Source organism: Microbacterium lacus (assembly GCF_044794305.1).
GTDB lineage: Bacteria > Actinomycetota > Actinomycetes > Actinomycetales > Microbacteriaceae > Microbacterium > Microbacterium lacus_B.
Genome location: NZ_CP084996.1, coordinates 905,374 through 928,256, shown reverse-complemented (window position 1 = coordinate 928,256; position 22,883 = coordinate 905,374). Strand labels below are relative to the sequence as shown.

Annotated in this window: 22 protein-coding genes; 13 read left to right on the top strand and 9 right to left on the bottom strand. The window is 65.5% G+C overall.

Features of this window, described 5'->3' with window-relative positions; genetic code table 11:
- Positions 1–4: 4 nt before the first annotated feature.
- Positions 5–565 (bottom strand): PadR family transcriptional regulator, encoded by a 561-nt coding sequence (locus LG299_RS04565; protein WP_404433779.1) that lies wholly within the window; start codon positions 563–565, stop codon positions 5–7.
- Positions 566–631: 66 nt separating this feature from the next.
- Between LG299_RS04565 and LG299_RS04560 the strand changes: the two genes are divergently transcribed.
- Complete coding sequence (locus tag LG299_RS04560; RefSeq protein ID WP_404433778.1) at positions 632–1,747, top strand: serine hydrolase domain-containing protein; 1,116 nt, start codon at positions 632–634, stop codon at positions 1,745–1,747.
- Here the strand turns inward: LG299_RS04560 and LG299_RS04555 are convergent.
- Positions 1,744–2,865 carry an acyl-CoA dehydrogenase family protein gene (locus tag LG299_RS04555; RefSeq protein WP_404434805.1) on the bottom strand — a complete coding sequence of 374 codons (1,122 nt, stop codon included), beginning with the start codon at positions 2,863–2,865 and terminating at the stop codon, positions 1,744–1,746. The two genes, LG299_RS04560 and LG299_RS04555, sit on opposite strands and share 4 nt — an antisense overlap.
- Positions 2,866–2,987: 122 nt before the next feature.
- Between LG299_RS04555 and LG299_RS04550 the strand changes: the two genes are divergently transcribed.
- On the top strand, positions 2,988–3,983 hold the full coding sequence (locus LG299_RS04550; RefSeq protein WP_404433777.1) for a TIGR00341 family protein: 996 nt from the start codon (positions 2,988–2,990) through the stop codon (positions 3,981–3,983).
- A gap of 16 nt (positions 3,984–3,999) precedes the next feature.
- Here LG299_RS04550 and LG299_RS04545 read toward each other — a convergent pair whose 3' ends face one another.
- Complete coding sequence (locus LG299_RS04545; protein ID WP_404433776.1) at positions 4,000–4,761, bottom strand: alpha/beta fold hydrolase; 762 nt, start codon at positions 4,759–4,761, stop codon at positions 4,000–4,002.
- A gap of 54 nt (positions 4,762–4,815) precedes the next feature.
- On the opposite strand from LG299_RS04545, the gene LG299_RS04540 reads away from it, so the two are divergent.
- Complete coding sequence (locus tag LG299_RS04540; protein ID WP_404433775.1) at positions 4,816–5,220, top strand: pilus assembly protein CpaE; 405 nt, start codon at positions 4,816–4,818, stop codon at positions 5,218–5,220.
- Between the two features lie 10 nt (positions 5,221–5,230).
- Here the strand turns inward: LG299_RS04540 and LG299_RS04535 are convergent, their stop codons facing one another.
- Positions 5,231–6,082, bottom strand: a complete 852-nt coding sequence (locus tag LG299_RS04535; protein ID WP_404434804.1) for an intradiol ring-cleavage dioxygenase — start codon at positions 6,080–6,082, stop codon at positions 5,231–5,233.
- A gap of 107 nt (positions 6,083–6,189) precedes the next feature.
- Positions 6,190–7,353, bottom strand: coding sequence for an MFS transporter (locus LG299_RS04530; protein ID WP_404434803.1), 1,164 nt, complete (start codon positions 7,351–7,353; stop codon positions 6,190–6,192).
- Positions 7,354–7,772: 419 nt separating this feature from the next.
- Here LG299_RS04530 and nrdH point away from each other — a divergent pair, with 419 nt between their 5' ends.
- Genes nrdH through LG299_RS04505 form a run of 5 tightly spaced genes read left to right on the top strand, consistent with a single transcriptional unit; the run spans position 7,773 to position 12,007 of the window.
- Complete coding sequence (nrdH, locus tag LG299_RS04525) at positions 7,773–8,006, top strand: glutaredoxin-like protein NrdH (RefSeq protein WP_404433774.1); 234 nt, start codon at positions 7,773–7,775, stop codon at positions 8,004–8,006.
- A 1-nt stretch (position 8,007) separates the two neighbouring features.
- The gene (gene nrdI, locus LG299_RS04520) at positions 8,008–8,469 is read left to right on the top strand and encodes a class Ib ribonucleoside-diphosphate reductase assembly flavoprotein NrdI (protein WP_404433773.1); all 462 of its coding nucleotides are present in this window, start codon (positions 8,008–8,010) and stop codon (positions 8,467–8,469) included.
- Positions 8,451–10,607: a class 1b ribonucleoside-diphosphate reductase subunit alpha gene (gene nrdE, locus LG299_RS04515; RefSeq protein ID WP_404433772.1), complete on the top strand. Its 2,157-nt coding sequence runs from the start codon at positions 8,451–8,453 to the stop codon at positions 10,605–10,607. Before nrdI ends, nrdE begins: the two co-directional genes overlap by 19 nt.
- Positions 10,608–10,638: 31 nt before the next feature.
- Positions 10,639–11,616 (top strand): class 1b ribonucleoside-diphosphate reductase subunit beta, encoded by a 978-nt coding sequence (gene nrdF / locus LG299_RS04510; RefSeq protein WP_404433771.1) that lies wholly within the window; start codon positions 10,639–10,641, stop codon positions 11,614–11,616.
- A 4-nt stretch (positions 11,617–11,620) separates the two neighbouring features.
- Positions 11,621–12,007: a hypothetical protein gene (locus LG299_RS04505; RefSeq protein WP_404433770.1), complete on the top strand. Its 387-nt coding sequence runs from the start codon at positions 11,621–11,623 to the stop codon at positions 12,005–12,007.
- Between the two features lie 21 nt (positions 12,008–12,028).
- On the opposite strand, the gene LG299_RS04500 is transcribed toward LG299_RS04505, so the two are convergent.
- Complete coding sequence (locus LG299_RS04500; RefSeq protein ID WP_404433769.1) at positions 12,029–13,159, bottom strand: class I SAM-dependent methyltransferase; 1,131 nt, start codon at positions 13,157–13,159, stop codon at positions 12,029–12,031.
- A 73-nt stretch (positions 13,160–13,232) separates the two neighbouring features.
- Between LG299_RS04500 and LG299_RS04495 the strand changes: the two genes are divergently transcribed.
- Positions 13,233–13,697, top strand: a complete 465-nt coding sequence (locus tag LG299_RS04495) for a DUF3817 domain-containing protein (RefSeq protein WP_404433768.1) — start codon at positions 13,233–13,235, stop codon at positions 13,695–13,697.
- Between the two features lie 6 nt (positions 13,698–13,703).
- Here LG299_RS04495 and LG299_RS04490 read toward each other — a convergent pair whose 3' ends face one another.
- Positions 13,704–16,595, bottom strand: a complete 2,892-nt coding sequence (locus LG299_RS04490; protein ID WP_404433767.1) for an aminotransferase — start codon at positions 16,593–16,595, stop codon at positions 13,704–13,706.
- 57 nt (positions 16,596–16,652) lie between these two features.
- Between LG299_RS04490 and LG299_RS04485 the strand changes: the two genes are divergently transcribed.
- The 4 genes from LG299_RS04485 to LG299_RS04470 are packed head-to-tail and all read left to right on the top strand — an operon-like array spanning position 16,653 to position 20,450.
- Positions 16,653–17,534: an LLM class flavin-dependent oxidoreductase gene (locus LG299_RS04485; protein WP_404433766.1), complete on the top strand. Its 882-nt coding sequence runs from the start codon at positions 16,653–16,655 to the stop codon at positions 17,532–17,534.
- Between the two features lie 17 nt (positions 17,535–17,551).
- Entirely contained in the window at positions 17,552–17,944 is a 393-nt protein-coding gene (locus LG299_RS04480) for a hypothetical protein (RefSeq protein ID WP_404433765.1), read from the top strand.
- An 11-nt stretch (positions 17,945–17,955) separates the two neighbouring features.
- Entirely contained in the window at positions 17,956–18,915 is a 960-nt protein-coding gene (locus LG299_RS04475) for an epimerase (RefSeq protein ID WP_404433764.1), read from the top strand.
- On the top strand, positions 18,915–20,450 hold the full coding sequence (locus LG299_RS04470) for an ATP-dependent DNA ligase (protein WP_404433763.1): 1,536 nt from the start codon (positions 18,915–18,917) through the stop codon (positions 20,448–20,450). Before LG299_RS04475 ends, LG299_RS04470 begins: the two co-directional genes overlap by 1 nt.
- A gap of 68 nt (positions 20,451–20,518) precedes the next feature.
- Here the strand turns inward: LG299_RS04470 and LG299_RS04465 are convergent, their stop codons facing one another.
- Positions 20,519–21,895, bottom strand: a complete 1,377-nt coding sequence (locus LG299_RS04465; protein ID WP_404433762.1) for an MFS transporter — start codon at positions 21,893–21,895, stop codon at positions 20,519–20,521.
- A 127-nt stretch (positions 21,896–22,022) separates the two neighbouring features.
- The gene (locus LG299_RS04460; RefSeq protein WP_404433761.1) at positions 22,023–22,883 is read right to left on the bottom strand and encodes an NYN domain-containing protein; all 861 of its coding nucleotides are present in this window, start codon (positions 22,881–22,883) and stop codon (positions 22,023–22,025) included.

The window sequence follows — 22,883 nt, the reverse complement described above, 5'->3', positions numbered from 1 at the left end:
CTGGTCATCCTCGCATGGGGCCAGGCGACGGCGGGCCGCTCGGCGATGCGGGGAGTGACTCGAGCCACTGGGCCGCCAGTTCGTGGGCGCGGATGCCGTAGTCCAGTGTCGCGCGCTGGTAGGCGAAGATCGTCGCGTACTCGGCGGGCAGGTGCTGAGAGTCGATGGCGGACGCGGCGGCTCGGAGAACATCCAGGTCGGTTGCAGCGCGCTCGCTGAGGCGGGCGACGACTTCGGCGCGTTCAGCGGGTTCGGGCAGGAGTCCGGCGAGGAAGACTTTGGCGAGCATGGTGGTCTCGGGGTCGGATCCGGTCGTGGGAGCCAGCATCCATTCCCGCCACATCGCGCGCCCTTCCGGCGTGATCGTGTGCACTTTGCGCCCGCGGCGACCCTCGCTCGCTTCGGCCACGGTGACCATGCCCTGTGCGGTCAGAAGGGTGAGCGCACGCTGCAAGCTCCCGAAGCTGGCGCTGTAGAACAGCGAGATTCCCTGGGTGAACTGCTTGTGCAGGTCGTAGAGCGACTGCGGGCCGAGCAGAAGCAGTCCGAGGATCACGTATTGCATACGGCACCTTTCGATCTATGCTCCTCATAGGTATATTACTACGAGAGATATCTATGAGGAGGATTTGTGGTTCATCCTGACACGGCGACGGCCCGAGTTGTTGATCGACTGACGGCAAAGCTCGAGCGCGCCACCCGCGCTCGAACAGGACTGCCCGAGCCGCAGGTTCTCGTGATCGCACCCGGGTTCGAGTTCGCTTTCGGTGACCGAGCTCAGAGGTTTGAGGCAGCCAGCGTCGGCAAGGTGATGACCGCGACCCTGGCGTTCCAGCTTGCCGAGCAGGGTCGGATCGACCTGGAGGCGCCGATCACGGGCCTCGTTCCGGAGGCCGAATGGGCGGGACTCTTCGTCACGGATGGCGTCGATCGCGCCGCCGAGGTAACGCTCGCGATGCTGCTCTCGCACACGAGCGGAGTCGCAGACTACTTCGAAGGAAGGGCGCGCGGAACCGCGCCCTTCGTGAACTCACTCGTCGCCGAGTCCGATCGGCTCTTCACACCCAGCGACCTGCTCGACTTCTCACAGAAGTATCAAGAGCCCGTGGCGAAGCCCGGTGCGCGGTTCTCGTACTCCGACACGGGGTTCGTGCTCGCGGCGCGCGCGATAGAAGAGGCGGGTGGCGCGTCGCTCGCCGATCAGTTGCACGCGCGCATCTTCACGCCCGTCGGAATGGCGGACTCGTGTCTGCTCTTCCACTCGATGCCCGGTGGCGGAGCGTCCACCGACCGTCCCGCCGAAGACCTCGACCTCGCGGCACTTTGGCTCGGCCGCACCGACGACCCACGCAACGAGCTCAGCCGGGCTCGCGCCCTCAGCTGCGACTGGGGTGGCGGGGGCGTGGTCTCGACCGTCGATGACCTCGTGCGCTTCAGTGTCGCGTGGCACAGCGAAGCCCTGGTCTCTGAGGCTTCCCGCCGACGCATGACCGACGCGCCGCACCGCTTTCGTCCCGGAATCCGCTACGGCACCGGCGCGATGCGTCTGCACTACGGCGGATTCTCGCCGTTCCTCGCCGGTCTCCCGCATCTCACCGGGCACCTCGGGGTCACCGGTGCTCATCTGTTCGGCGACGCGGGCAGCGGCATCCACCTCGCCATGAACTTCCACTCCACACGCGAGATGTACCGGAGCTTTCGCACCCACATCGACCTCGTGCGCGCAGCGCTGCGAGTCTCGCGCTAGCTTTCGACCGGGCCGAGCCAGGCGCTCGCGACCGTTGCGTGCGCCGACTCGGGGTCGGACGGGTGGAAGAGTCCGGCCAGCACATCTCGATAGAGACGGCTGAGCTCTGACCGCGTGAAGTACGACGACCCGCCCGCCACAAGCACGGCATCGTCGACGACGGCTTTTGCCATGGTGACCGCCCGGTGCTTGAGACCTGCGAGCTTGGCGAACCAGAGTGCTCCGTGATCAGCCTGGGCGTCGATGTCGTCAGCCAGCGATTGCAACTGAGCGGGCAGAGCGTCGTATGCCAGGGCCATGTCGGCGATCCGCCAGCGGATGTCAGGGTCCTGGCTGTACGTCTTGCCGGTCTTCTTCGATGTGCGCACCTTCGCCGTGGCGACCGCGACATCGAGCGCGCGCCTTGCGATGCCGGTGTACACCGAAGCGATCAACACCTCGAAGACGCTGAAGATGCCGAACACGATCGGGTCGGGATTGGGTCCCGGGTCGAGGATCCGCGCGACCCGGTCACCGGGAGCGATCGCTCCGTGCAGTTCGGTCGTTCGCGACTGAGTCCCGCGCATTCCGAGGGTGTCCCAGTCATCGCGGATGGTGATGCGGCCCGCGGCCTCTTCGCTGCGGGGCACGAACGCGTAGACCATCTTCGGCGCGTCCGGGTTCGAGGTATCCAGCCCGTGGAGCCCCAACTGCGTCCACACCGGAGAGAGGGTGGTGAAGATCTTCGTGCCCGTGAACGCATAGCCGCCGTCGGGCTGGGGCGCAGCATCCGTGTCACTGCCGAAAAGAACCAGATCGTTCCCGGCCTCGCTGATCCCGAACGCGAAGATCTCGCCAGCTACCGAGCCTTCCTGGACGAAGCGCAACGTGTCGATGTCTCGGTCTGCCAGAACTTTCGCGACGCCCGTCCACACGAGGTGCATGTTGATCGCGAGGGCCGTCGCGGGCGCCGCGGTGGCCAGTCGCTGCTGCAGAACGGATGCTTCGGCCAGGCTGAGACCTGAGCCCCCGAGCTCGCTCGGCACGAGGATCGCGAGGTAGCCCGCTGCCGTCAGGTCTGCGAGATCCTCCGCCGGGAAGGTGTTCTCGCGGTCGTGGATCGCGGCGCGCTCGCGCATCCGCTCCAGCAGATCATCGGGAAGGACCGACACGGGATCGAAGGGGATGCTCACCCTTCTATTCTGGTGCGATCATGAGCGCATCGGACCTTGTCCGCCCCTCATCGAGCAAGGAGATCTCCGTGTCGCGCCTGACTCAAACGCTCATCCCGCCGACGCAACGCCAACCTGTTGAAGCACTGAACGACGCGCTCGATCTGGAGTACGGCGACCCTCTGGCCAAGCGCACGGGCTTTCTCATCATGCTCGTGCTGTCGGCGATCATCGCGATCAGCGGAGTGCTGGCGGACTCGACCGCGACAGTGATCGGCGCGATGATCATCGCGCCCCTCGGCACGCCGATTCTGGGGATCGCGCTCGGCATCGTCACAGGCCATCTGAGCCTGGTGCTGCGCTCGATCGGGTGGGTCGCGGCGGGACTCGTCATCGTTGTCCTTCTCGGTTGGGCGTTCACCTTCGTGATCGCGGACCCCGCGAGCCTCGAGTCCAACTCACAGATCCTCGGCCGAACGTCTCCGCGACTGCTGGATCTCGTAGCCGCGCTCGCGACAGGCACAGCCGGCGCGTTTGCGATGTGCCGTCGCGACCTGAGCGCCGTGCTACCCGGCGTCGCCATCTCGATCTCGCTCGTTCCGCCGCTGGGCGTCGTCGGCGTCTGTGCCGGGCAAGGTGAGTGGGGCGCCGCGGCCGGCGCCCTCTTCCTCTTCCTCTCGAACGTCTTCGCGCTCGTCGTCGCCGGCACGATCGTGTTCACGATGTCGGGGTATGCCCGCGAACCTGGGTCGTCGCGCACGGCGAACCGTCGCCGCGCCTACATCGTGGTGAGCATCCTGACGATCGTCGTCGTGCTCCCGCTGATCGCCAACACGATCTTCACCGTTCTCCACGCCCGCTGGTCGGCGGAGATCGGCGCAGCGGCTGAGATATGGCTGGCCGATGAGGATCGGGCGCAAGTGGATGACGTCACGTGGAACGGACTCGTCGCCACAATCGTGGTGACTGATCCGGATGGCACGCTTCCGCCGGTGGACGATCTCACCGAGGCACTGTCGGGCCTTCCCGAGACCGTGAGTGTGGTGGTCGATGTCGGGGTCGGAGACGAGATCCCGGTGCGTTGAACTCGTCGGTCGGCGGCTAGTTGCCGGCGAGCGCATCGCGCACCTGCGCGAGCGTGTCGTCGGGCTTGTCGCGGTGCGGCGAGTGTCCGGCACCCGTGACTACTGACATTGTGATCGCCGGATTGGTGAGCACCGCGGTGGCCAGGTCGCCGGTGAAGATCGAGTAGACCTCCGGGTCGGACGCGACGATGTGCGTGGGCGTCACCAGACGGCGTGCGGCGTCGCGCTCGTCCCATGCGGGGTTCTGGATGGTGGTCTGCTCGACCGCCCAACGGCTCGCCTGGCGCGCGGAGAGCGCTTTGAGCTCGATGTCGTTTTCGTGCCACGTCGGATGCTCGGCGCGAACGGCATTCGCGGTCGGGTCGGCGAACGAACGGGTCTGGCTGCCCTGCACGATGTTGCGATCGCGCGGCGCAAGGTGGATCGCGGGGTCTATCAGAATCAGTCGCCGCGTCCAGCCGGGGTTGATCGCAGCGACCACGGTCGATGCGGCGCCGCCGAGTGAATGTCCGATCACGGTGTCCCATGCGCCCGAGTGATCGGGCACCGTCTCGGCGAGGTCGGCGGCATAAGCGGCGATCGAGTAGTCCAGCGCGCGCGGAGCCGTGCCGTGTCCGCGCAGATCGACCGCGTCGACGCGCCATCCGTCGTCCGCCAGTGCCGTGCCGAAGCGCCACATCAGCGCGCCGTTCGAGCCCAGGCCGTGCACGAGCAGCGCACGGCGGGGTGACGATACTGACCCCCACGAGAGCCGGGGGAGGGTGACGGGTGCGGGCATACTTCCAGCGTACGGGCGGGGCCGGAGTGCAGCTTCCGGCCCCATGATGGAGGAATGATCTCGACGGAACTCGCCGCCGCTCTGCGTGAAGCGGGGTTGGTGTGGCACCCGCGCTCGGGCGACCGATTTCAGCTCGACGAGCCCGAGTTCGAGGCCGATGTCTTCACCGTGAGTGAAATGACCATCGAGGCGCATGATTACCCGACGGGCAAGATCCTCGCCTTCAACGGAACGACCGAATGGGCGCTGGACTCGGTCGCTCTCGACGATGCCCTGTGGCTGCCCCGCGAAGATCAACTGCGCGAACTGCTCCGTGGAGCGTTCCGCTCACTCCGGCGTCTGGTTGACGCCTACGAGGTGGAGATCAGCGTGAGTGGCGAGTCGTTCGTGTACGAGCATCCGGAACCGGCGGATGCGTATGCCCTCGCCGTCCTGGAGTTAGTGCGCCGCATCGCCTGACTCGGACCCGTCAGACTCCGATCGTCAAGCTCGCAGTGTAGCCCTGGGAGACGGAGCCCGACATCGTGGCGATCTGGTGGATACCGCCGTCCTCACCGAAGACGTTGTCGCGCGCGAGTGAAACTTGCGAGGCGTTGCGGATGCTCTGCTCGTACCCGCTCGTCGCGTACACCGCAGCGTTGGCTTCGTCGGGGAGCGCGATCTGACTGGTCTTGACGATCGGGCCCGATGTCACAGCCGTCGCGACATGGTCGTAGATCTCGAAGTGGATGTGCGGCCACCGGCCCGAATAGCACGCGGGATAGATCGAGGTGAATCGCACGGTGCCGTTTGCGTCGGTCTGCTGCACACCGCGCAGATAGTTCTCGTTCTCGACGCCCCCGCTGTACAGCGAGTAGTTGCCGTCGCGGTCACAGTGCCAGAGATACACGCCGCGCCCCGCGAGCGCGGCACCGGTGGCGGCTTCTCGCACGGTCAGGGCGATGGTGAGCGGTACCCCCGCGGCGACCGTGGTCGACGCGCCGAAGCTCGCCCGGATGTCGCTGCGCACGATGCCCGAGTCATCGAGCACGTTGATTCCGTTCGATCCGTCCGCAGGGTAGGGGCCACCGGTTTCGTCGGGGACTTCGGTGAGGCGGGTGGATGCTGAAGCGGACGCTGATGCGGACGCGCTCGCGGAAGGCGTCGCGGTGGGGGTCGCTGTGGAGGTCGATGAGGGGGATGCCGAGGCATCCGTCTCACTGATCACTCCGCATGCGCTCAGCAGCGAAGTCAGCGCCACGCCGCTGAAGATCCCCAGGGCGCGGCGGCGATCGATCAGAGTGCGGATGTCGTAGACGAGTCCGCGATGGTCTTCGTCCATCTGCTGACCGTTCTCGTCGAGCCAATCGGTAGCGGTGCTGTTCGCGGAGCCTTGGTTTCTCATGTGTCCAGACAACGGCACCGGCCTTTGTGCGAGCTATGCGCGGACTATGCAGGAGATACGGTCGAGACCGGTTCGGTGTCGGGGATCGGACTCGGATCCCGATGGCGGAGATCGGGAAATGCGCGCACGCACGCGATGGCGACGATGAGCCCGACGATCGCGAAGCCCGCCGCAGCCCAGTACGCGCCGGTCGCCCCGACACCGTCGATCAAGAACCCGGCGACGGCTGAGCCGGCCGCGGCGCCGATGAGCTGACCGGTGCCGACCCAGCCATACGCCTCGGCCGTCTCGCTGAACTTCACGCTCGCGCTCGTGATGGCGAACAGCACCGCGAGCGCGGGCGCGATGCCGATGCCGGCAAGGAACAGGGTTCCGCCGATCCACCAGATGTTCAGCGAGATCATCGTGAGCGAGAGGCCGACGGCCACGATCAGCATACGGCGGGCCATCGCCCAGGGGCCGATCGGGATGTGCCCGAACGAGAGACCGCCCGCGAGGCTGCCGATGGAGAAGACCGCGAGGACGAGCCCTGCCTCCAGTCCGCCGTGGTCGAACGTCGCCACGACACCGGCTTCGACCGCCGCGCACGCGCCGATGAGGAGGAAGCCGATGATCGTGCCCAGCAGCACCGGCGGCTTGGCGAGCACCTTGCCGATGCTGCGGCGGCTGCGCGGGATGCGCACGCGCCCCACTTCGGGGGAGAGTATGAACCACGCGCCGCCGCCGATGAGGATCACCACGATCAACAGCAGCGCCGGAACCGTGCCCACTTGGGTCGCCACCAGGGTGATCACGACGGGCGCGACGATCCAGATGATCTCTTGCAGCGAGGCATCCAGCGAAAACAACGGCGTGAGTTGACGCGAGGTGACCATCTTCGGATAGATGGTGCGGACGGCGGACTGCACCGGCGGTGTGGAAAGTCCCGCGATCAGGCCGAGCACCATATAGACCCAGATGGATGCCTCGACCAGAGCGATTGTCGCGATTGCGACGGCGCAGATCGCCAGCGTGGTCGTGAGCACGCGGCGCATTCCCCAGATGCCCATCCACCGGCTCGTGACGGGGCCGGCGATGGCCTGTCCGACGGATGTCGCGGCGAGGACGAGACCCGCGGCGCCGTACGAACCGGTCACGTGCTCGATGTGGAGCAGCACGGCAAGGCTCGTCATGCCGTTCGGAAATCGAGCGGTGAGTTGGGCTGCCATGATGCGCGCCACGCCGGGGGTCTTCAGAAGATCCCGATACCCCGCATTGCTGTTCGCCACCGCTCCACGTTAGCGGCACTGCGACACGCCGTGCAGGAGTTCCGACACGCCGAATTCACTCTCCACAGGCAAATCCGATGTCGGAACCTCGGCGTAGCGTCCGATCTGTGGATAGCTTCCGGTGAGGCATCCGATTTGGCCGTCTTTCAGGCACTTTTCAGGTTGTCAGATTCTTCCGAACCTGTGGATGAATCGGTGGACAACCTGTGTTGTACCTGTAGAGAACGGTGGAAAACTACACGGATGTAACTACTAGCCCTTGTGGTGCTATCGGATGTCGGTACCCATATGTAGTATTGGACTCCCGGCGGGGGGACTGCCGGACGGAACAGTCGGATGTTGAGGGGAAACCAGAAATCATGGCAATCACGGTCTACACGAAGCCTTCGTGCGTACAGTGCACGGCAACCTATCGCGCCCTGGATTCGAAGGGCATCGAGTACAACATTCTCGACCTTTCCGAAGACGCGAACGCGCTCGAGCAGGTCAAGGCCCTCGGTTACCTGCAGGCGCCTGTCGTCATCACCGATGAAGACCACTGGTCGGGCTTCCGTCCCGACAAAATCGACGAGCTCGCTTCGCGCCTGGCCTGACATGTCCACGATCGTCATGGCGCCGCGCGTCGTGACGGACGTGCCACTTCTCGTCTTCTTTTCGAGTGTTTCTGGCAACACGGCCCGGTTCATCGAAAAGCTCGAGAACCTCGGGATGCGGGCAGTGAGAATCCCCCTCCAGCCCGGTCAGCCGATGCCCGAGATCAACGAACCCTTTGTTCTGGTCACCCCCACCTATGGCGGGGGTCAGGGCCGGGGTGAAGAAAAAGGGGCGGTGCCCCGTCAGGTCATCCGTTTTCTCAACGATGAGCGAAACCGCAGCCTGATTCGCGGAGTGATCGCCGCGGGAAACACCAACTTCGGCGAACATTTCTGTGTCGCCGGCGACATCATCAGCCGCAAGTGCCAAGTGCCCCACTTGTATCGGCTGGAAGTATTCGGCACGCCAGAAGATGTGGATCGCGTAAGCGAAGGATTGGAACGATGGTGGAAGCTGCAGTGACCGAGACCGATTTCAAGGCAGAGGCACGGTTCGAGGGGATGGATTACCACTCCCTCAACGCGATGCTCAACCTGTACGACGCGGACGGGAAGATCCAGTTCGACGCCGACAAGCGCGCCGCACGGGAGTACTTCCTGCAGCACGTCAACCAGAACACGGTGTTCTTCCACTCGCTCAAGGAGCGCCTCGACTACCTCGTCGAGAAGGAGTACTACGAGCCGGCGGTGCTGGCCAAGTACTCGGACGAGTTCATCCAGCAGCTCAACGATCGCGCCTACGGCAAGAAGTTCCGCTTCGAGACGTTCCTCGGTGCGTTCAAGTACTACACGAGCTACACGCTGAAGACCTTCGACGGCAAGCGCTACCTCGAGCGCTTCGAAGACCGTGTCGTCATGACCGCTCTTGGTCTCGCTGACGGCGACGAGAAACTCGCGAACGAGCTCGTCGATGAAATCATCGCCGGTCGCTTCCAGCCGGCGACCCCGACCTTCCTCAACACGGGCAAGGCGCAGCGCGGCGAGCTCGTCTCCTGCTTCCTCCTGCGCATCGAAGACAACATGGAGTCGATCTCGCGCGGCATCAACTCCTCGCTCCAACTCTCCAAGCGCGGTGGCGGCGTGGCGCTGCTGCTCTCGAACATCCGCGAGTCGGGTGCTCCGATCAAGCAGATCGAGAACCAGTCGTCGGGCATCATCCCCGTGATGAAGCTGCTCGAAGACAGCTTCAGCTACGCCAACCAGCTCGGCGCCCGTCAGGGTGCCGGAGCGGTGTACCTCTCGGCGCACCACCCCGACATCCTGCGCTTCCTCGACACCAAACGCGAGAACGCCGATGAGAAGATCCGCATCAAGACCCTCTCGCTCGGTGTCGTGATCCCCGACATCACCTTCGAGCTTGCCAAGAACGGCGAAGACATGTACCTCTTCTCGCCGTACGACGTCGAGAAGGTGTACGGCGTGCCGTTCGGAGACATCTCGGTCACCGAGAAGTACCGCGAGATGGTCGATGACCCGCGCATCAAGAAGACCAAGATCAACGCCCGTGAGTTCTTCCAGACGCTCGCCGAGATCCAGTTCGAGTCCGGCTACCCGTACATCATGTACGAAGACACCGTGAACGCGGCCAACCCCATCAAGGGCCGCATCAACATGTCGAACCTGTGCTCTGAGATCCTCCAGGTCAACACTCCGACGACCTACAACGAAGACCTCTCGTACAAAGAGATCGGCAAAGACATCTCGTGCAACCTGGGGTCGATGAACATCGCGCTGGCGATGGACGGCGGCGACCTCGGTCGTACGGTCGAGACTGCAATCCGCGCCCTCAGCGCGGTGAGCGAGCAGAGCCACATTTCGTCGGTCCGCTCGATCGAGGACGGGAACGACCGTTCGCACGCGATCGGCCTCGGGCAGATGAACCTGCACGGCTACCTCGCTCGCGAGCACGTGCACTACGGGTCAGAAGAAGGCATCGACTTCACGAACATCTACTTCTACACGGTGCTCTTCCACGCCCTGCGTGCATCGAACAACCTCGCGATCGAGAAGGGCGAGGCCTTCGACGGCTTCGCTGACTCGACGTACGCCTCGGGTGCGTTCTTCGACAAGTACACCGACCGGGCCTGGCAGCCCGAGACCGAGAAGGTGAAAGAGCTGTTCGCCGGCATCCCGATCCCGACGCAGGAGGACTGGACGGCGCTGAAGGCCAGCATCCAGCAGCACGGTATCTACAACCAGAACCTGCAGGCTGTGCCCCCGACCGGGTCGATCTCGTACATCAACAACTCGACGTCCTCGATCCACCCGATCGCCTCGAAGATCGAGATCCGCAAGGAAGGCAAGCTCGGCCGCGTCTACTACCCGGCTCCGTTCATGACGAACGAGAACCTCGAGTACTACCAGGACGCGTACGAGATCGGCTACGAGAAGGTCATCGACACGTATGCCGCCGCCACTCAGCACGTCGACCAGGGCTTGTCGCTGACGCTCTTCTTCAAAGACACCGCGTCGACCCGCGACATCAACAAGGCCCAGATATACGCCTGGAAGAAGGGCATCAAGACGATCTACTACATCCGCCTCCGCCAGATGGCCCTCGAAGGCACCGACATGTCCGAGTGCGTCAGCTGTATGTTGTGAGCCACAACTTATTATCGATCAAGGAAATCTCATGACTCCCGACAAGCTCAAGCTGCTCACCAGCGTGCAGGCGATCAACTGGAACCGCATCCAAGACGAGAAGGACGTCGAGGTGTGGAACCGCCTCGTCAACAACTTCTGGCTGCCCGAGAAGATCCCGCTGTCCAACGACATCCAGTCGTGGAACACACTGACCCCCGACGAGCAGCTGCTCACGATGCGCGTGTTCACGGGGCTCACGCTGCTTGACACCGTGCAGGCCACGGTGGGCGCCGTCTCACTCATCCCCGACGCGATCACGCCTCACGAAGAGGCGGTGTACACCAACATCGCGTTCATGGAGTCGGTGCATGCCAAGAGCTACTCCTCGATCTTCTCGACGCTCTGCTCGACGAAAGAGATCGACGAGGCGTTCCGCTGGTCGGTCGAGAACCCGAACCTTCAGAAGAAGGCTCAGATCGTCATGGAGTACTACCAGGGTGACAGCCCGCTCAAGCGCAAGGTGGCCTCCACTCTGCTCGAGAGCTTCCTGTTCTACTCGGGGTTCTACCTGCCGATGCACTGGTCTTCGAGGGCGAAGCTCACGAACACAGCCGACCTCATCCGCCTCATCATCCGCGACGAGGCCGTGCACGGGTACTACATCGGGTACAAGTTCCAGAAGGGTCTCGAGAAGGTCAGCCAGTCCGAGCGCGACGACATCAAGGACTACACGTTCTCCCTGCTGTATGAGCTCTACGACAACGAGGTGCAGTACACCCAAGACCTCTACGACGGCGTCGGTCTGACCGAAGACGTCAAGAAGTTCCTGCACTACAACGCCAACAAGGCTCTGATGAACCTGGGCTATGAGGCGATGTTCCCGTCGACGACCACGAACGTGAATCCGGCGATCCTGTCGGCACTCTCGCCGAACGCGGACGAGAACCACGACTTCTTCTCGGGGTCGGGCTCGTCCTACGTCATCGGCAAGGCCGAAGCGACCGAGGACGAGGACTGGGACTTCTGAACCCATGAGAGCTTTCGCACGGTGGGCGCTCGCCGGGGCGATGGTCTTCGCCGGTGTCAGTCACCTGTTCTGGGGTCGCAAAGAGTTCCAGGCGCAGGTGCCTGACATCACCGGCAAGGTGATGGACAAAGACGCCGTTGTCGTCGCCTCGGGCGTCGTCGAGGTCATGCTCGGCGCGTCGCTCGTGGTGCTGCCGAAGTCGCGGAGCACGCTCGGAATCATCCTTGCGGCGTTCTTCGTCGCCGTCTTCCCGGGCAACATCGAGCAGTGGGCGAAGAAGCGCGACGGGTTCGGGCTCGACACCGACCGCAAGCGGCTCGTCCGGCTGCTCTTCCAGCCTGTGCTCGTCGCGTGGGCCTACTGGTCGACCCGACCGACCCCCCGCGGCTGAGCGTCAGTCCGCGGCTGAGCGTCAGTCCGCGCGCCGCGTCGATACCGTGACGGTGAACTTCGCGTTGCGGGCGACCTGACGTGTGGGCCCGACGATCCGTTCCAGGGCGGGTCGGTACTGCAGCGAGGAGTTCCACACGGTCCACAGCTCGCCGCCCGGTCGCAGCACACGGCTGGCATCGGCGAACATGCGAGGGGCGATGCCCTCGTGAACCGCCGCACCCGAGTGGAACGGCGGATTGAGGGTGATGAGGCGGGCAGAGGCATCCGCCCTCGTCGTCAGCATGTCGTCGCGCACGACCGTCACACGGTCTGCGACGCCGTTGGCGGCGGCAGTGGCACGTGCCGATTCGACGGCAGCGGCGGAGTCGTCGCACGCGTTGATGACACGCTCCGGATGCTGCAGCGCAAGGCGGGTCGCAACGACCCCCGTTCCGCACGCGAGGTCGATGATGTCACCCGCACCGTCAATCGTCGCAGGCACGTGCTCGAGCAGAAACCGCGTGCCGATGTCGATCGCGGTGCCGGCGAAGACGCCGCCGAACGCGCAGACCACGAGGCCGTCGTGGACCGCCCGCCGCGGTGAAGGTTCCGCGCCGGTGTGAGGTCCGCGTGCGATGAGGACCCGCGACTTCTGCCGGGCGTGCGTCACATCGACCCGGTCGAAGTGCTCGCGCAGCACATCGTTCATCGCGGGCGTCATGTGCTTCAGTCGCCCGCCGGCGTAGATGACCACGTGGGGGTGCGCGTGCGCTGCAATGAGCCCGGCGATGTCGCGCAGAGCGTCGAGCGAGCGCGGGAGGCGCACCAGCACCAGTCGGGCCCCGGTGAGCAAGCGTGCGGACAGCGGCAGGGAACGGAAGGCGTCGGAGAGGCCGAAGAGTTCAGCATTCGCGGCGAGCGCCCGTTCACCGGTCAACGGATCCTGATGCACCCGGAGCGCCGTGACGCCGGAGCGGGCTGCCGAGAGCGTCAGCGCGCCGTACGCATCGGCGATGACAACGACCTCGCCCGCGCCGGCAGCAGAGAGAGCCTCGGTGGCCTCATCGAGGATCAGCCGGTCGGCGGCATCGACAGCGACCAGATCGGGAGCCTCGACGTCGGGCCAGCGTCGCAGTGCGCTGAGAAACACTGCATCGGGCGAGAAGGTCACGGCGTCAACGCTACTGGGCGGATCACGGTCTGCGTGGATCGTAGGCTGGAGGCATCCCTACCCGAGGAGACCGGTGTTCCGCACGCCCCTGACCCTGTTCCGCACGCTCGCTATCGCTGAAGCCATCTCATGGACTCTGCTCATCACCGGCCTGATCCTCCGCGCGACAGCAGACCTGTCGATTGCGGTGACGATCGGTGGAGGCATCCACGGCGTCGTCTTTCTCTCCTACGGTGCGACTGCGATCTTGGTGGCGAAGAACCAGCGCTGGGGAGTGTGGCCGACGGTCGTCGCGATCGGAAGTGCGATCATTCCCTACGCGACGATCCCGACCGAGCTCTGGTTGCACCGCACCGGCCGACTCGACGGGGCCTGGCGCCTCGCCGCTACGGATGACCCGCGCGACCAGGCGTGGCACGACAGTCTCATGCGGTGGTTCTTGCACCGCCCGTGGGTGCTGGGCGCCCTCATCGCCCTCGCGGTCATCGTGCTGTTCGTGGTGCTGCTGACCGTCGGCCCTCCGGGTGGGCGCGACTGACCACGGTCACCAGCCCGTGGTCAGCACCTGATCGAGGGCGTCGACGAGAAAGTCTGCGCTTTTGCGCGAGAAGCACATCGGCGGTTTGATCTTGAGAATGTTCTGGTGGTCTCCCGTCGGCTGGGCAATGACTCCGAGGCTGAGAAGACGGTCGCAGATCGCTGCGGTCTCTGCGGTCGCAGGTTGCCAGGTATCACGATCGCGCACGAACTCGGACCCGAGATACAAGCCGGCACCGTGCACTGCTGCGAGGAGCGGATGCTTCTGCCCGAGCGACTCGATGCGTTCCTTCAGATACCGGCCGACGTCACGGGCATTCTCCTGCAACCGCTCGTCGCGAATGATGTCGAGCACGGTGAGCCCGACCACGCTGGAGACCGGGCTCCCACCCGCCGACGAGAAGAAGTACCCGCCGCGGCGGTACGCCTCGGCGATCTCGCGGGTAGTGATGACCGCGCCCAGCGGGTGCCCGGCGCCCATTGCCTTGGCGATCGTCACGACGTCGGGCGTGGCATCCTGCTGTTGAAAACCCCAGAACCAGTCGCCCAGACGTCCGTACCCGACTTGCACCTCATCGGCGATCGCGAGCCCGCCGTGCGCGCGCACTGCCGCGTAGACCGCGCCGAGGTAGCCGTCGGGCAGCTTCATCCCGCCCGCGTTGCCGTAGAAGGTCTCGGACAGAAACGCGCTCGGGGGCGTGCCGTCGGCGGCCAGCCGATCGATCTCGGCGACGGCGTCTTCGGCGAATCGGTGAGCCTCATCGAGGCCGTACGCGCCGCGGAATGTGTTCGGCGCGTCGACCGTGTGGATCCACTCGGGCCTGGTGGCGAGCGCATCGGGGTTGTCAGCGGTCGAAGTCGAGACTGCATCGCTGAGGTAGGTCCACCCGTGATAGGCCTCCCGCATCGCGACGACGTCGAGCCGACTCGACCACGCCTGAGCAAGTCGGAGAGCGAGATCGACTGCTTCTGATCCGCTGTTCACGAGGAACACCGTGTCGAGAGGATCGGGCACGAGCGTAGCCAGGCGCTCAGCGAACTCAACGACGGCGGGATAGTGGAAGCGCGAGTTCGTATTGAGAAGACTCCATTGCTCCGCCACCGCGGCAGCGATTCGAGGGTGACCGTGGCCGATCGAGGCGACGTTGTTGAGAGTGTCGAGGGTTACGCGTCCGTCGGCGTCGATGAGGTACTCGCGCCATCCCCGCACGATGACGGGCGGCTCGGCGAAGTAGTGCTCCTGCACCTCGGCGAAGACGGCGTCGCGCCGAGCGAGCAGCCTTGCCGCGTCCGCGCCCGCGGCCGACGGCTCCACACCGAACAGTGAACTCGGATCGGCCGCGACGGCGTGCCACGCACTGGCGAGAGAGCGCGGTACAAATCGAGGGATTTCGAGGCCGGTCCGTCCGAGCGCGATCCACGCCGGACCGAGCAGGTGGGCGAAGACCTCGCCGACTGTCGCTTCAGTTTCCTGCGCGACCGGTTCCACCACACCATCGATCCGCAGGTCGAACTCGCCGGAGCGGAGCGTCACCGACGACGAGGTGTGCGAGATCACTTCGCCCGCCCACGGCGCGTGCAGAGGCATCCGGTCGCGCGTGTGCAGCTCGATTCCGAGCGCGACGTTCGCCGGTTCAGCGGTGTGAAGAGGCTGCGAACGCGTGAGGCGCGACTGGTCGAAAGGAGCGATGACGATCGGATGCTGCGCCAGAGCGACACCGAAGATCCGCCGCTCCGCGTCCTCGGCGAGCCAGGTGTCGTTGCTGAGAGCCGCGCTGGTCGGCGAGAAGTCGACCACTCCGACGTCCGTCGCGTCGCCGAGCAACGGGAGACCGGACGGCGCAGCTATGCCCTCGGCTGCCCGGCTGGTCGCACGCCGAACGAGAGCCGTAGCGACCGCGAGCGGCACGGAGATCGCGCCATTCAGAATTGCCTCTTCGTGCGTAAGGTTCTCGGCGGCGTACGCGTTGTCGGGGTCGATGCCGAGCACATGGTGCGCGCTCGCGACCAGCGTCGCGGCGCGCACGATCACGAGGGGCCACAGCGCCTCGACCTCGGCATCGGTGAGCGGTCTTGCTGCGTCGTAGGCCGTCACGGCGACCATGGCCTCAGCGAGCCCGACCCCGTCGTGGTGCAGGAGTGACGAGACCGTGATGGCGATCTCGCCGACGGTCCACGTGAGGTTGAGATCGCCCAGATCGATCACGCCGTCGGGGACGCGACCGTCGGTCGAGATCACGTTGTCATCGGTGAGGTCGCCGTGGATGAACTGCATGGGCAGGTCTGCGGCGAGGGGCTCGACCACCGCCCACGCGCGCGTGCACTCGGCCTCGAGCTGCGATCGAAGCTGGTCATCCGCCACATGGGGGAGTAGTTCTTCGAGCGTCCGCCTGGCGTGGCGCAGATCCCACTGGTGGACGCGCTCAGCGGCGGGCGACGAGAAGTCGGCGAGGGCAGAGTCCACTCGGCCGGCGAGGGCACCGATCGCCCGAATCGCTGTCGGCGAGAGGTAGCCCGACAGGGTCTCGCCGGCCAGAAACTCCATCAGTCGGGCGTACATCACGGTGCCCTCGACTTCTACCCGGAGCGCGGTTGATCGGTCTGCTCCCTCTGCGAGGGGCAGGGCCAGGGGCACGCGCGTTCCGCTCGCTGCGATGAGTTCGGCAGCGGCCGACTGCGCTTCGAGTTCTGCGGCGCTCACGCTCGGATTGGCGACTTTGAGGAGGCGCTTTTCGTCCCCGGATTCGCCGCCCAGGTCGAACAGAAAGTTGCGGTCCTGGTGGCTGCCGAGACTGCGAGGCGCGGCATCCACCCCCCACCCGTCTTTTGCAATCCGTCGCGCCGTCGCGTCATCGATCTCGGGAGGGGCGGGCTGTACCACCGGGGCAACATCGTCCATGTCGCAATCCTGGCAGTGTCCTTCATCACGGCACCGCCTTTCTGGCACTGTGGAGGCATGACAACAGCGTCTCGTCGAGTCGGTGCGATCTTCACCCCCGACCGCCCGCCGGAGGACTTTCGGCAGGCGGTCCATCTCGCGGAATCCGCGGGAATGGACGAACTGTGGGTCTGGGAGGACTGTTTTCGCGAGAGTGCCTTCGCTGCAGCCACGGCCGCGCTTGCGTGGAGTGAACGAATTCAGGTCGGCATCGGCATCGCCCCGATGCCCCTGCGCAACGTCGCGCTGACGGCGATGGAGATCGCCACGATCGAGCGCATGTTTCCCGGGCGACTGCTGCCGGGTCTCGGCCACGGCGTGCTCTCATGGATGGGTCAGGTAGGGGCACGAGTGGCATCGCCACTCACTCTCATGCGCGAGTACATCCCCGCGCTACGTGCGCTCCTGGCGGGAGAGGAAGTCTCGACGTCGGGGCGATATGTGAACCTCGATCGGGTGAAGCTCGACTGGCCCCCTTCTGTCGCGCCTCTGGTCTACGCCGCGGGGGAAGGGCCCAAGACGTTGACCCTGACGGGCGAAGTCGCGGACGGCACCGTGCTCACCGGCGGAACAACGCCCGAGGGAGTCGCCGCGGCGAGCACGCGGATCGCTTCCGGCAGAGCGTCCGCGGGCAGAACCGGCCCGCACGCGAATGTCGTGTTCGTGCCGATTGCGGTGGGGGCGGATGCCTCGGCCCGCGCCGAACGTCACCTCGAGCGGTGGAAGAGGCCCGGCGAGTACGACAGGATCGCCGCTGGCTCGCTCACGGAGGTGGTCGCCCGCCTCGAGGAGTTCTACGATGCCGGCGCCGCTGCCGTGCTGCTCCAACCCCTCGAAGACGATCTCTCTCAGGACGAGTTCTTCGCCGTTGCAGCTGAGGTCGCCGCGCGCCTGCGGTGATGGGTGAGACTGAAGTGATGATCCGCACGGTACTTCGCTTCGCCTTGGCCGCCCTGCTCGTTGTGGCGGGTGTTTCGCATCTGAGCTGGGGTCGCCGCGGGTATCGGATCGTCGTTCCCGACTGGACAACCACCCTCCTCCACACCGACAAAGACATGATCGTCGTGGCCTCCGGCGCGGCCGAGATCATGCTCGGCGGCGCTCTGATCGTCCTCCCGAAAGACCGCCGCACCGTTGGCGCGCTCGTTGCTGCGTTCTTCGTTGCTGTGTTCCCGGGCAATGTCTACCAGTGGCAGACGGGAAGGTCCGCTCCGGGGATGCGCACCGATCGGGCGCGCTTCATCCGACTTCTGCTTCAGCCGGTGCTCGTGGTCTGGGCACTGTGGAGCACGTGGAGCGCTGCGAAGTGACGACTGGCCGCGTGGTCATCGCAGGCGGCACGGGCTTCGTCGGCCGTGCGCTCGCCGACGCCTTTCGCGCGGACGGCTATGAGGTGCGGGTGATCGGCAGAGACGGACCCGACGCCCGCTGGATCGATTCCGAGGCTGTGCAGGCACTCGTGGACGGAGCCGAGATTCTGGTGAACCTTGCCGGCAAGTCCGTCAACTGCCGATACAGCGACAAGAACCGCGACGAAATACTTCGATCGCGTGTCGACACCACGGCGCAGCTACGCCGTGCAGTGACGGATGCTGCGACCCCGCCGCGACTGTGGCTCAACGCTTCGACCGCCACGATCTACCGCTACGCGCTCGACCGCCCGCAGACCGAGTCGGAGGGAGACATCGGCGCGGGCTTTTCGGTAGATGTCGCGCGGGCGTGGGAGGCGGCCTTCTTCGATGGTGAGCTGCCGCACACCCGGCGCGTCGCCCTGCGGATGGCGATCGTGCTCGGCGACGGACCTGCGACCGGCATCCTCGAGCGCCTCGCGCGGTTCGGGCTCGGCGGGCCGCAGTACGACGGCCCATGGTTCGCGCATCGCCGCTACCGCAGTATCGGGCCAGACGCCGCAGGCGCCGTGAAGATGCACTGGCACCGCTCACGCGGTCGGCAGAAGTTCAGCTGGATCCACCTCGACGACGTGGTCGGCACGGTGCGATTCATCCGAGACAACGATGACATCACAGGCGCGGTGAACCTTTCCTCGCCCGCACCCAGCGACAATCGCACCCTCATGGCGACTCTCCGCGAGGCTGTGCGCATGCCGATTGGGCTACCCGCATGGAGATTCATGCTCGAACCCGCGATGTGGGCGCTGCGCACGGAGCCCGAACTCGTGCTGAAGAGCCGCTGGGTCATTCCGGACGTCCTCGAGAGCGCCGGCTACCGCTTCGCGCATCCCGAGCTCGCCCCGGCGATTCGTGAGGTGGTGTCGCGGTGATGCCGCTCGCAGATCTCGTATCGGCGACCGAGCAGGTCGCCGCCACTCCGTCACGGCGGGCGAAGGTCACGGCCCTCGCCGAGGTATTGCGCGCGTTCACACCCGACGAGATCGCGCCCGCAATCGGCCTGTTGCTCGCGAAACCCCGTCAGGGACGCATCGGCATCGGCTGGCGGACGCTGACGAGCCTCGAGGTGTCGCACGCGACCGAGCAGTCGCTCACGGTGGCGGACGTCGATGCGGCGCTGTCGCGGCTGGCGGCCACCGAGGGAACCGGTTCCACCGCAACGCGTCGCGCGGAACTCGCCGCACTTGCATCCCGCGCGACCGCGCCGGAGTGGGACTTTCTGTCACGCGTCATTCTGGGTGAGCTGCGCACTGGCGCGCTCCAGGGCGTCGTGACCGACGCGGTGGCCGCAGCATCCGACCGTCCACTCGCCGACGTTCGTCGGGCTGCCATGCTCACCGGGGATCTGGGTGAGACTGCCGTCATTGCGCTGACGGGGCTGGCCGTCGAGCTCGAATCCATCGGTCTCATCGTCGGTCGGGCGGTGATGCCCATGCTCGCATCGACGGCGGCGGCAGTGGCCGAGGCCATCGACATGCTCGGGGGAGAGGCATCCGTCGAATACAAACTCGATGGTGCACGCGTGCAGGTGCACCGGCGTGGCGACGAGGTGCGGGTCTTCACCCGCAACCTCGCCGACATCACCCACCGCGTGCCTGAGATCGTCGCGGCGACGTTGTCTCTGCCCGTGGAGGCCGTGATCCTGGACGGAGAAACGCTCTCGCTTGACGAGGATGGCGGCCCGCGCCCATTCCAAGACACGATGGCCCGCTTCGGTTCAGAGACCGCACAAAGCGTTGCTCTGCGTCCGTGGTTCTTCGACATCCTGCACCTGGACGGTCGAGACCTCATCGACGAGCCGCTGAGCGAACGCCTCGCGGTGCTCGATCGGGTTGCACGCGCATGGCGGGTTCCGGGTATCCACACGGCGGGACAGGCGGCGGATGGTGCCACCGCCGAAGCCTTCGCTGCCGAGGCGCTCGCCATCGGCCATGAGGGCGTGATGGTGAAGGCGCTCGACTCCGTTTATGCTGCGGGACGCCGAGGCAAGGATTGGATCAAGGTCAAGCCCGTCCTCACCTACGACCTGGTCGTCGTCGCGGTCGAATGGGGGTCGGGAAGGCGCACGGGTCAGCTGTCGAACCTGCACCTCGCCGCCCGCGACCCGGAGGGCGAGTTCGGCGAGCCCGGAGGGTTCGTCATGGTGGGCAAGACGTTCAAAGGCTTGACCGATGAAACCCTGCGCTGGCAGACCGAGCACTTTCCGACGATCGAGACGCACCGGAGCGACTACGCCGTGCACGTGCGACCCGTCACAGTCGTCGAGATCGCGATTGACGGCGTGCAGCGCTCGACCCGATATGCCGGGGGAGCAGCGCTCCGCTTCGCCCGTGTGAGGGGGTATCGCCCCGACAAGCGTGCGGGCGAGGCCGACACCATCCAGGCCCTGCGCGCGCTCCTGCGCTGACATCGCTGTGGGCGCGCAGGAAGCCCCATCCCGCTGGAGTGCGGGACGGGGCTTCTGCAGGGTGAGGCTCAGGTCCGAGTCAGGACCTCATCAGCCTGGCTGGACGTACGCTCGTCGTCGATGCGGTCGAGCTCGTGCAGGTCTGCTCCCTTGGTCTCGCGCATCGAGATGACCGCGATCAGCGTGATGCCCGCGGCGATGGCGAGATAGATCGCGACTGGGATGTACGATCCGAAGCTCGACAGCAGCGCGGTCGCAATGATCGGCGCGAGTGAACCCGCGACGATCGAGGTCACCTGGTATCCGAGCGAGACACCCGAGTAGCGCATGCGCGTGGGGAACATCTCCGACATGATCGCCGGCTGCGGCGCATACATGAAGGCGTGAATCACGAGGCCGAGGCAGATCGCCAGGATGATGATCAGCGGGTCGCGGGTGTCGAACATCGGGAATGCGATGAATCCCCAGGTCGCCGCGAAGATGACACCGATGAAGTAGACCGGACGACGGCCGATCTTGTCAGCGAGGCGTCCGACCAGCGGGATGACGATCATGTGCACGACGTGGGCGATCACCAGCCAGGACAGGATCGAGGCGACATCCATCTCGAGCGCGGTACGGAGGTAGACGATCGAGAACGTCACGACGAGGTAGTACATGATGTTCTCCGCGAAGCGCAGGCCCATCGCGGTGATGACGCCGCGGGGGTAACGCTTGAGGACTGCCAGCACGCCGTAACGGGTGGCCTTGGACTCGTCGGCGGCCTTCTGAGCCTCGATGAAGATCGGGGCATCGGTGACGCGGGTGCGGACGTAGTAGCCGACCGCGACGATGACGACAGACAGCCAGAACGCGACGCGCCAGCCCCAGCTCAGGAAGTCCTCTTCGCTGAGAGTGCGGCTGAGCACGAGCAGTACGACGGTCGCCAGGAGGTTTCCGACGGGGACGGCAGCCTGCGGGAACGAGGCCCAGAAGCCGCGTGACTTGTTCGGAGAGTGCTCGGCGACCAGAAGAACGGCGCCACCCCATTCGCCACCGACGGCGAAGCCCTGAGCGAAGCGCAGCAGAACGAGCAGGACCGGCGCGAGGTAGCCGATCTGCTGGAACGTCGGGAGGCAGCCCATCAGGAAGGTGGCGACACCGACGAGGATGATCGCGAACTGGAGCAGCTTCTTCCGGCCGTACTTGTCGCCGAAGTGACCGAACACGATTCCGCCGAGCGGTCGCGCGATGAAGCCGACGGCGTACGTCACGAATGCCGCGATGATGCCCGCGTACGGGTCATCCGACGGCGGGAACATGACCGGACCGAAGACCAGGGTCGCGGCGGTGGCGTAGAGGAAGAACTCGTACCACTCGACGACGGTGCCCGCCATCGATGCGGTGACGACACGACGCAAGCTTGAGGGCTTGGTGGTGGCAGGGGAAGACGCGGCAGAAGCCATGCGCTTGATACCTCCTTGTAAGGCGCGGATGCGGCGGGGGGTGCCGCGTCGAGCACACTACCTGACAAACGATTCAGGTCTCAAGGTGGTGCACATGAGAATCGATTCATGTGAGGCGAGGTCATCCTCAGCGTCGGTCGGGGAGCAACCTGATCAGCACGATGTTGGTGGACTCGTCGACCTCGGCCACAGCGGGATGCGCCTTGACGAAGTCAGTGAAGCTCTTGAACCCCAGACCCTTCTCGCTGAAGGCAGGGTCCAGCCGCTTGATGAGGCTCTTCACCGCCGACGCGTGCTGCCACTCGGCGTCTTCCTTGTCGCTTTCGAGTCGCAAGGCCCGGTCGAGAAGCTCTGCGGCCGGATCGGCCACCTTTTTGCGAGAACGGGAGCGAGGCGCAGCATCCGCCTTCTCCACCAACGGACGCGCCACGCCCGGTAGAGCGTCGTACGCGTCGAACTGGTCGCACGCCGCCGCAAGGGACTTCGCGGTGGAGCCGGCAACGCCGACACCGACGACGAAGCGGCCGAGGCGCTTGCATCGCTGTGCCAGCGGAACGTAGTCGCTGTCGCCGGCAACGATCACGACGTGGGTGAGGTCGGGAAGGCGGAACATGTCTTCCACAGTGTCGACCGCGAGCCGGATGTCGGCGCCGTTCTTCGCATACGCGGCCGCCGGGAAGAGCTGCACCAGATCGATCGCGCGAGCGACCAGCTGCGAGCGATAGATGGCGTTCACGGGTGAAGACCAGTCGGCGTACGCGCGGGTGAGGACGAGCGTGCCGAAGGACGCCGCGTAGTCGATGATCGCGCCGACGTCGATCGTCGCGGCGGTGAGGCGCTCGGCGATATCGGGGTCGGTCGGGGTCTCGACGATCCGCTGGCGGTCGCGCCCGTACGAGTTGCGCCCGTGGACGCGGTCGTACCAACTCATGACGATGTTGTCGAAGTCGAGATATACCGCGACGCGCGGGTTCTGCAGGTCGGGCAC

Bases quoted from the DNA above. Each gene is read 5' to 3' on its own strand.
- LG299_RS04465 (WP_404433762.1), bottom strand. From the start codon at position 21,895: ATGGCTTCTGCCGCGTCTTCCCCTGCCACCACCAAGCCCTCAAGCTTG.
- LG299_RS04545 (WP_404433776.1), bottom strand. From the start codon at position 4,761: ATGCCCGCACCCGTCACCCTCCCCCGGCTCTCGTGGGGGTCAGTATCG.
- LG299_RS04490 (WP_404433767.1), bottom strand. From the start codon at position 16,595: ATGGACGATGTTGCCCCGGTGGTACAGCCCGCCCCTCCCGAGATCGAT.
- LG299_RS04535 (WP_404434804.1), bottom strand. From the start codon at position 6,082: ATGGACGAAGACCATCGCGGACTCGTCTACGACATCCGCACTCTGATC.
- LG299_RS04485 (WP_404433766.1), top strand. From the start codon at position 16,653: ATGACAACAGCGTCTCGTCGAGTCGGTGCGATCTTCACCCCCGACCGC.
- LG299_RS04505 (WP_404433770.1), top strand. From the start codon at position 11,621: ATGAGAGCTTTCGCACGGTGGGCGCTCGCCGGGGCGATGGTCTTCGCC.
- LG299_RS04480 (WP_404433765.1), top strand. From the start codon at position 17,552: ATGATCCGCACGGTACTTCGCTTCGCCTTGGCCGCCCTGCTCGTTGTG.
- LG299_RS04530 (WP_404434803.1), bottom strand. From the start codon at position 7,353: ATGGCAGCCCAACTCACCGCTCGATTTCCGAACGGCATGACGAGCCTT.
- nrdH (WP_404433774.1), top strand. From the start codon at position 7,773: ATGGCAATCACGGTCTACACGAAGCCTTCGTGCGTACAGTGCACGGCA.
- LG299_RS04555 (WP_404434805.1), bottom strand. From the start codon at position 2,865: ATGCGCGAGCGCGCCGCGATCCACGACCGCGAGAACACCTTCCCGGCG.
- nrdF (WP_404433771.1), top strand. From the start codon at position 10,639: ATGACTCCCGACAAGCTCAAGCTGCTCACCAGCGTGCAGGCGATCAAC.
- LG299_RS04540 (WP_404433775.1), top strand. From the start codon at position 4,816: ATGATCTCGACGGAACTCGCCGCCGCTCTGCGTGAAGCGGGGTTGGTG.
- nrdE (WP_404433772.1), top strand. From the start codon at position 8,451: ATGGTGGAAGCTGCAGTGACCGAGACCGATTTCAAGGCAGAGGCACGG.
- nrdI (WP_404433773.1), top strand. From the start codon at position 8,008: ATGTCCACGATCGTCATGGCGCCGCGCGTCGTGACGGACGTGCCACTT.
- LG299_RS04565 (WP_404433779.1), bottom strand. From the start codon at position 565: ATGCAATACGTGATCCTCGGACTGCTTCTGCTCGGCCCGCAGTCGCTC.
- LG299_RS04470 (WP_404433763.1), top strand. From the start codon at position 18,915: ATGCCGCTCGCAGATCTCGTATCGGCGACCGAGCAGGTCGCCGCCACT.